Genomic DNA, 5,814 nt, shown 5'->3' on the forward strand with positions numbered 1-5,814 from the left:
GCGGGCGGCCCCTTCGGGGCGTTCGACGACCGGGAGGGTCAGGAGGCCTTGGCCTTCTCCTCGGTCTTCTTCTGCTCGGCCGGCGCCGGCGCCGGCTTCGCGGCCTCGTAGAACTCCTCGCGCGGCGACTCGATCGCGCCGAGCGACACGACCTCGCGCTTGAGGAACATGGCGAGGGTCCAGTCGGCGAAGATGCGGATCTTGCGGTTCCAGGTCGGCATCGCCATACCGTGGTAGCCACGGTGCATGTACCAGGCGAGACGGCCCTTGAGCTTGATCTTCATCTTGCCGACGACGATCATCGCCACGCCCTTGTGCAGGCCGAGGCCCGCCACCGCGCCCTTGTTGGCGTGGCTGTACTCCTTCTGCGGGAAGCCCCGCATGCCGGAGATCACGTTGTCGCCGAGGACCTTGGCCTGGCGCAGCGCGTGCTGGGCGTTCGGCGGGCACCAGGCGTTCTCGTTGCCGGCCTTGCGGCCCACGAGGTCCGGGACCTGGGCGTTGTCGCCCGCGGACCAGATGTAGTCGGTGCCCTTGACCTGGAGCGTCGGCTCGGTGTCGACGTGACCGCGCGGGCCGAGCGGCAGGCCGAAGCGGGCCAGTGCCGGGTTCGGCTTGACGCCCGCGGTCCACACGATGGTGTTGGAGTCGACCTCGAGGCCGTTCTTCAGCACCACGTGGCCGTCGACGCAGGAGTCCATCGAGGTGGACAGGTAGACCTCGACGCCGCGGCTCTCGAGGTGCTCCTTGCCGTACTGGCCGAGCTTGGGGCCGACCTCGGGAAGGATCTTGTCGGCGGCGTCGACCAGGATGAAGCGCATGTCCTCGCGGGACACGTTCCGGTAGTACTTGGCCGCGTCCCGGGCCATGTCCTCGACCTCACCGATGGTCTCCGCACCGGCGAAGCCACCGCCCACGAAGACGAAGGTGAGCGCCTTGCGCCGGATCTCCTCGTCCGTGGTGGAGTCGGCCTTGTCGAGCTGCTCGAGGACGTGGTTGCGCAGGCCGATGGCCTCCTCGATGCCCTTCATGCCGATGCCCTGCTCGGCGAGGCCGGGGATCGGGAAGGTGCGGGAGACCGCGCCCATGGCGATCACCAGGTAGTCGAAGGGCAGCTCGTACGCCTCGCCGGTCAGCGGGGCGATCGTGGCGACCTTGCGGTCCTGGTCGATGGTGGTGACCCGGCCGGTGAGGACCTCCGCCTTGGGGAGCACGCGCCGCAGCGGGACGACGACGTGCCGGGGGGAGATGCTGCCGGCGGCGGCTTCGGGGAGGAAGGGCTGGTAGGTCATGTACGACCGGGGGTCGACGACGGTGACGGTCGCCTCTCCGTAACGCATCTTCTTCAGGATGCGCCGAGCTGCGTACAGGCCTACGTACCCACCGCCTACTACGAGGATCCTGGGACGCTCCGTGGTGCTCATGCCATCGAGTATCCACCCGTCTCAGGGGGGTGGATCGTGCGCCCCTTCACAAGCTTGAGCAGGGCCTGTGTTACACTCCCGCACTTTTGTGATCCACGCCATGACGGCCAACGGGAACTGGATCACCTCATGATCCGTTGTCAATGCCGCGCGAGCTGCTCTCTTGTCGATCGCGCGGGATACGAGGCCGGTTTCCGCCCTCTTCGAGCGGACGCCCGGAAGGCCGCTTACCACACCTTCTGAACACGTTCAAAGGGGCGTTGGGCCCCCGAAAGGGTCAATGCGGCCCTGTTTTTCGACCTCCCGGGGGCAATTCCTTGTGAAGAACTTCACGAACTTTCCCGGCCGCGCCCCGCCGAACCGCCCGGAACCCCCTTCCGAACCGCCCGGAACCCCCCTCCGAACTGCCCGGAACCGCTCGTCGGACCCCCTCGTCGGACCGCTCGTCGGACCCCCTCGTCCGCCGTTCCGGCCGCCCCGGTCGGGGGCTGTTCGCGGGCCGTGGGCCGGGCCGGTGACCGCGCCCGGCGACACCTCTCCCGCGCACGTCGGCACCGGAAGGTCCGGCGGCCCGCCGAGGCTCCGCCGGCTCCGGGTCAAAATCCACCGGACCGCCCGTCGGATCGGCGACGGCGCACCCGTCGCCCTCGCCGCCGGGACGGGCGACCCGCGCGGGACGGCCACCGCGGGCCGCGGCACCCCCGCCGTCACCGGCGTACGGCTCCGCGTCCGCCGGTCAGCGCGGGCCGGACACCAAGGACCAGGCGATCCCGTCCAGGATGTCGTGCTCCGAGACCACGACCTCCCGCGCGCCGATCCGTTCCATGATCACCAGGAGGACGAGGGCCCCGGCGCCGATCACGTCGACCCGGCCCGGGTGCATGGAGGGCACCGCCGCGCGCTCGGCGTGGGTGGCGCGCAGCAGCCGGTGGGTGATCTCGCGGACGCGGTCGTGGGAGATCCGGGAGTGGTGGATGGCCGCCGAGTCGTACGCGGGCAGGTCCTGCGCGATCGCCGACACGGTGGTGACCGAACCGGCGAGGCCGACCAGGGTGTGCGCCTCGCGCAGCGGGACCGTCTCCTCGGCGCGGTCGAGGGCGGCCTCGATGTCGGCGCGCATCGCCGCGATCTGCTCCTCGGTCGGCGGGTCCGTCACGGCCCCGTCCCGCACCAGGTGCCGCTCGGTCATCCGCACGCAGCCCACGTCGACGGAGCGGGCGGCGCGGACGTGGTCGTCGCCGACGACGAACTCGGTCGAGCCACCGCCGATGTCCACGACCAGGAACGGGCGGCGCAGGTCCGCGCGCCCGGCCAGCTCCCTGGTGGCGCCGGTGAAGGAGAACTCGGCCTCCTGGTCACCGGTGACGACCTCGGGCTCCACGCCCAGGATGTCCAGCACCCCGCGCACGAACACGTCGCGGTTCTCGGCGTCCCGGGAGGCGGAGGTGGCCACGAAGCGCACGCGTTCCGCGCCGTGCTCCTTGATGATCTCCGCGTAGGCGCGGCAGGCGGCGAAGGTGCGCTCCAGCGCCTCGGGCGCCAGCCGGCCCGTGCGGTCCACGCCCTGGCCGAGCCGCACGATCGTCATCCGCCGGTCCAGTTCGGTCAGCTCGCCGGTGACCGGATCGAGGTCGGCCACCAGGAGCCGGATGGAGTTCGTACCGCAGTCGACGGCGGCGACCCGGGTCATCGGTCGTCCTCCTTCGCGGGGCCGTCCTCCGGCGGCGTCACGCACGGGCCCTTGCTCCACCACGGGGGCAGCATCGCCAGCGCCTCGTCGCCCAGCGGGTTGACCCCGGGGCCCGCGGCCAGCGAGTGGGCGACCAGGACGTGCAGGCACTTCACCCGGTCCGGCATGCCGCCGGCGCTCGGGAAGTCCTTCAGCTCCTCGATCTCGTCGCGGCGCCGGACGTAGTCCTCGTGCGCCGCGCGGTACGCGGCCGCCAGCTCCGGGTCGGTGCCCAGCCGCTCCGTCATCTCCTTCATCACGCCGTTCGCCTCCAGCGTCCCGATCGCCGAGGAGGCCCGGGGGCAGGTGAGGTAGTAGAGCGTCGGGAAGGGGGTGCCGTCGGGCAGCCTCGGCGCGGTCTCCACCACGTCCGGCTGCCCGCAGGGGCAGCGGTGCGCGATGGCCCGCAGCCCGCGCGGGGGCCGGCCGAGCTGCTGCTGGAAGGCCTCGACGTCCGCGGCCGTGGGTTCGGTGCGCGGGGTCGAGGGCGGGGGCGTGTCCATGACTTGTCTTTCTGCGATTGTCCGGGGCTTTCCGGGGGCTTGCGCGGGTGGGATCACCGGGGGGCGGCGTCGGCCTTGTCGACCCCGTCCCAGACGTTGGAGTACCAGGGGCGGTCGGCCGCCCCGCGGTCGGTGCGCGAGGACCCGGCCCGGCCCGGGTCGATCACGATGTAGCCGGTCTCGCCGGGCATGACGTAGTGCAGCCGCCGGCGGATCTCCTGCTCGGCGTAGGCGTCGTCCTGCCAGCGCGCCTTCATGTCGCGCAGCTGTTCGACGCGCTCGCGGGCCTCCTCCTGCTCCCGCTGGAGGTCGGCGATCTCGGCGCGCTGGGAGACGTACTGCCGCATGGGATAGGCGAGGGCCACGATCAGCGAGCAGACCACCAGGGCGAGCAGCGCCGCGCGGCCGGTCAGCCGGGAGCGGCGGGCCTGGCGTTTGGTCTGCGAGCGGTAGACCCGGGCCGCGGTCTGCTCACCGATCAGCCGGATCCTGGTCGCGGTGGAGAAACGGTCCCGGTCCTTCACGGCCATGTCCCCCGCCTCCCGTTCCCATGTCATACGCGCGTACGTCCCCGCACACGGTACGGGACCGGGTACGGGGACGTACGTACGACGCTCTTCCTACGGGTGAGGCGCTCAGCCCTTGAAGCGCGGGAAGGCGCTGCGACCGGCGTACACCGCGGCGTCGTCGAGGATCTCCTCGATGCGCAGCAGCTGGTTGTACTTGGCGACGCGCTCGGAGCGGGCCGGGGCGCCGGTCTTGATCTGGCCGCAGTTGGTGGCGACGGCCAGGTCGGCGATGGTGACGTCCTCGGTCTCGCCGGAACGGTGGGACATCATGCACTTGAAGCCGTTGCGCTGGGCCAGCTCGACGGCGTCCAGGGTCTCGGTCAGCGAGCCGATCTGGTTGACCTTGACCAGCAGGGCGTTGGCGGCGTTCTCCTCGATGCCGCGGGCCAGGCGCTCGGGGTTGGTGACGAACAGGTCGTCGCCGACGAGCTGGACCTTGTCGCCGAGCTTGGCGGTGATGGTCTTCCAGCCCTCCCAGTCGTCCTCGAACAGCGGGTCCTCGATGGAGACGAGCGGGTACGCCTCGACGAGCTCGGCGTAGTACTCGGTCATCTCGGCGGCGGAGCGCTCCTTGCCCTCGAAGACGTAGGAGCCGTCCTTGTAGAACTCGGAGGCGGCGACGTCGAGGGCGAGGGCGATCTGCTCGCCGGGGGTGTAGCCGGCCTCCCTGATCGCCTCGAGGATCAGGTCGAGGGCCTCGCGGTTGGAGCCGAGGTTCGGGGCGAAGCCGCCCTCGTCGCCGAGACCGGTGGCCAGGCCCTTGCTCTTCAGGACCTTCTTGAGGGTGTGGTACACCTCGGTGCCCCAGCGCAGGGCCTCGGAGAAGGTCTCCGCGCCGATCGGGGCGATCATGAACTCCTGGATGTCCACGTTGGAGTCGGCGTGCGAGCCGCCGTTCAGGATGTTCATCATCGGCACCGGCAGCAGGTGCGCGTTCGGACCGCCCAGGTAGCGGAAGAGCGGCAGGTCGGAGGCCTCGGAGGCGGCGTGGGCGACGGCGAGCGAGACGCCGAGGATGGCGTTGGCGCCGAGCGAGCCCTTGTTGTCGGTGGCGTCCAGGTCGAACATCGCCTGGTCGATCAGGCGCTGCTCGGTGGCGTCGTAACCGACCAGCTCCGGGCCGATCTGCTCGATGACGGCCAGGACGGCCTTCTCGACACCCTTGCCGAGGTAACGGTTGGCATCGCCGTCACGGAGTTCGATGGCCTCGAAGGCGCCGGTGGAGGCGCCGGACGGGACGGCGGCACGACCCGTGCTGCCGTCGTCGAGGCCGACCTCGACCTCGACCGTGGGGTTGCCTCGGGAGTCCAGGATTTCCCGGGCTACGACGACGTCGATGGACGGCACGAGCATCTCCTTCATGGATGTGACGCGAGTGGGCAGGGCCGCGGTGGCTCTGCGAGACCGAGCCTAACCGGCTCCGGGCGATCGGCATCCGATCGCCCGTCTCGTGGACGGAACCGAGCTTAGATTGTTTCCGAACGGAACAAAGCACGTTCGGGGAACGTGACGGAAACCGTGACCTCGCGGACCCGTGAAAAACCCCGCCCCGGTGCGTACGGGGGAACACGCACCGGGGCGGGGTTTTT

General features: G+C 70.7%; 5 protein-coding genes. All 5 read right to left on the reverse strand.

Going from position 1 to position 5,814, the window contains the following annotated elements:
- Positions 1 to 38 precede the first annotated feature (38 nt).
- A complete protein-coding gene (locus tag B7L92_RS18705; protein ID WP_081238680.1) occupies positions 39 to 1,424 on the reverse strand; it encodes an NAD(P)/FAD-dependent oxidoreductase in 1,386 nt (461 codons plus the stop codon).
- 736 nt (positions 1,425 to 2,160) lie between these two features.
- Positions 2,161 to 3,114 (reverse strand): Ppx/GppA phosphatase family protein, encoded by a 954-nt coding sequence (locus tag B7L92_RS18710; protein ID WP_081238681.1) that lies wholly within the window; start codon positions 3,112 to 3,114, stop codon positions 2,161 to 2,163.
- Positions 3,111 to 3,656 (reverse strand): DUF501 domain-containing protein, encoded by a 546-nt coding sequence (locus B7L92_RS18715; RefSeq protein ID WP_081238682.1) that lies wholly within the window; start codon positions 3,654 to 3,656, stop codon positions 3,111 to 3,113. Before B7L92_RS18715 ends, B7L92_RS18710 begins: the two co-directional genes overlap by 4 nt.
- 53 nt (positions 3,657 to 3,709) lie before the next feature.
- Entirely contained in the window at positions 3,710 to 4,186 is a 477-nt protein-coding gene (locus B7L92_RS18720) for an FtsB family cell division protein (RefSeq protein WP_081238683.1), read from the reverse strand.
- A 105-nt stretch (positions 4,187 to 4,291) separates the two neighbouring features.
- Positions 4,292 to 5,572, reverse strand: coding sequence for a phosphopyruvate hydratase (eno, locus tag B7L92_RS18725; RefSeq protein ID WP_004987102.1), 1,281 nt, complete (start codon positions 5,570 to 5,572; stop codon positions 4,292 to 4,294).
- Positions 5,573 to 5,814: the final 242 nt, after the last annotated feature.

This window comes from Streptomyces viridosporus (genome assembly GCF_002078235.1).
Classification (GTDB): Bacteria; Actinomycetota; Actinomycetes; order Streptomycetales; family Streptomycetaceae; genus Streptomyces; species Streptomyces viridosporus.